The sequence below is a fragment of the Rhizobacter sp. genome, assembly GCF_031412075.1.
Classification (GTDB): Bacteria; Pseudomonadota; Gammaproteobacteria; order Burkholderiales; family Burkholderiaceae_C; genus Rhizobacter.
The window spans coordinates 1-2,231 of record NZ_JANOCG010000218.1 but is presented as its reverse complement, the minus strand read 5'-3'; the positions used below and the strand labels follow the sequence as shown (position 1 = coordinate 2,231).

The following is a 2,231-nucleotide window of genomic DNA, read 5'->3' as shown; positions in this document are numbered from 1 at the left end:
TTCGTGTTCCCGGCCGTGCCGCTCGACTTCGATGGCGTCACCGAATACTTCGGCGACGGCTCCATGCGCCAGTCGGCCCCCATCTCGCCGGCCGTGCACCTGGGTGCCGAACGCATCCTCGTGATCGGTGCCGGCCGCATGCACGAGCCGCCGGGGCGGCGCAAGGTGAGCGGGGCCTACCCCAACTTCGCGCAGATCGCGGGCCATGCGTTGTCGAACATCTTTCTGGACGCACTGGCCGTGGACGTGGAGCGCCTGCAGCGCATCAACAACACGCTCGCACTGTTGCCGCCCGAGGCGCTGGCCAATACCAGCCTGCGGCCGATCGAAGTGCTGGTGATCGCGCCCTCGCAGCGCCTGGACGACATCGCCGCCAAGCATGTGAACAGCCTGCCCACGCCCATTCGTGCCTTGTTGCGCGGTGTGGGCGTGACAGGCAAGGGCACCGACACGCGCGGCGCGGCGCTGGCCAGCTACCTGTTGTTTGAGTCGGCTTACACCCGCGAGCTGGTCGCGCTGGGTGTGTCTGACACCATGGCGCGGCGTGACGAGGTGACGGGATTTTTCGGCTGGGAGCGTCGCTCCGAGCGGCGTGGCCCGGTGCCCGACAGCGACTTCCACACCACCGAGCTGGGATGACAAACGACCTGCGGCGCGTGGCGCCAGCAGGTCGTCTTGGGGTGAAGCGAAGCGCGCGGCTTACTTCTTCTCGGCGCTCTTCTTGTCTTCTTTCTTGGCCGCGGCCTTGGCGACGGGTGCACCGGCTTCGAAGCTCGTGCCATTGACCGTGAGGCCTTCTTTCGAGAGCTTGGTGGCGGCGCCTTCCTTGATGCCCTTCACGCGGCTCATCAGGTCGGCCCAGTCCTTGAACTGGCCCTTCTTGCGCTCGTCGAGGATGCGCACCGACACCTTGGTGCCGATGCCCTTGACCGATTCGAGCGCGGCCTGGTCGGCCTTGTTGACATCGACCGCGGCCCACGCGGTGGCGGTCGCAAACAGCATGACGAGCACGCACAGCAGCTTCTTGAACATGATTGAACTCCCTTGAGTGTGTTGTTGTGGGGTGCAGCTGATCCACACCCCGGAACGCACTCTAGCGACGCGCAAGCTGCTTGCCAGCCCCCTTGAGGAAGGCCACCGGACAGGGGGCTTCTTTGGAGTGGGTCAGGCCTTCTGCCGACCCATCCATTCGACGTAGCGCGCCACGCCGGTGGCCACGTCGGCGAAACGGTGTTCGCAGCCGGCCGCTGCCAGGGCGCTCATGTCGGCTTGCGTGTAGCACTGGTACTTGCCCACCAGCGCTTCGGGGAAGTCGAAGTATTCGACCAGGCCTTGTTTCACCAGCTCGGCGAGCGGCAGCGGGGCTTCGCCTTTGAGGGCACGCGAGGCGTTGACCACGGCCACGGCCACATCGTTGAAGGGCTGCGCCCGGCCGGTGCCCAGGTTGAAGAGGCCACTCTGGTCAGGGTGCTGCAAGAACCAGAGGTTGACTGCGACCACGTCGTCCACCGAGATGAAATCGCGCATCTGCTCGCCCTGCGCATAACCGCCGTAGGCGCCGAAGAGCTTCACCTTGCCGGTGTCGCGGAACTGGTTGAAGTTGTGAAACGCCACCGAGGCCATCCGGCCCTTGTGCTGCTCGCGCGGTCCGTAAACGTTGAAATAGCGAAACCCGGCGACTTGTGCGCTCTTGCCGGATTGGGCGGTCGGCAACATGCGCCGCATGACGTTGTCGAACAGCAGCTTGGAGTAGCCGTAGACGTTGAGCGGGTGCTCGAAGGCGGGGTCTTCGCGGAAGGTGTCGCTGCCGCCGTAGGTGGCGGCCGACGACGCGTAGAGCAGCCGTGTGCCCTGCGCCTGGCACGCGTCGAGCAGGTCTTTGGAACACCGGTAGTTGGTGTCGAGCATGTAGCGCCCGTTGTGCTCCATGGTGTCGGAGCAGGCACCCTGGTGCAACACGGCGTCGATGTGGCCAAAGTCGCCGCGTGCAAAGCGCGTGTAGAACTCGGTGTTGTCGGAGTAGTCGCTGATGCGTGCGTGGTACGGGTTGCGGTAGTTGGGGCCGTCGGTGAGGTCGTCGACGGCGATCACGTCGTCGATGCCGATGGAATTCAGTCCGTGGACGATGTTGCTGCCGATCATGCCGGCAGCCCCTGTGACGACAACTTTCATTCGAACAGCTCCTCGAAGGTGAGCGTGGCGTTGCCGAACTTGCCCACCGCGATGCCACC

At 64.9% G+C, this 2,231-nt stretch carries 3 protein-coding genes; 1 reads left to right on the top strand and 2 read right to left on the bottom strand.

The features are described from left to right. Nucleotides 1-639 (top strand): patatin-like phospholipase domain-containing protein (locus RMO40_RS07610; RefSeq protein WP_489660122.1); only part of this gene is annotated, 639 nt, incomplete at its 5' end. Nucleotides 640-699: 60 nt separating this feature from the next. On the opposite strand, the gene RMO40_RS07605 is transcribed toward RMO40_RS07610, so the two are convergent. Continuing rightward, on the bottom strand, nt 700-1,032 hold the full coding sequence (locus RMO40_RS07605) for a DUF655 domain-containing protein (protein ID WP_309718569.1): 333 nt from the start codon (nt 1,030-1,032) through the stop codon (nt 700-702). A 132-nt stretch (nt 1,033-1,164) separates the two neighbouring features. Further along, a complete protein-coding gene (gene rfaD, locus RMO40_RS07600; RefSeq protein ID WP_309718566.1) occupies nt 1,165-2,172 on the bottom strand; it encodes an ADP-glyceromanno-heptose 6-epimerase in 1,008 nt (335 codons plus the stop codon). Nucleotides 2,173-2,231 lie beyond the last annotated feature (59 nt).

What these genes read in the sequence shown, in the direction of transcription:
- RMO40_RS07605 (WP_309718569.1), bottom strand. Translation starts at nt 1,032, where the DNA reads ATGTTCAAGAAGCTGCTGTGCGTGCTCGTCATGCTGTTTGCGACCGCC.
- rfaD (WP_309718566.1), bottom strand. Translation starts at nt 2,172, where the DNA reads ATGAAAGTTGTCGTCACAGGGGCTGCCGGCATGATCGGCAGCAACATC.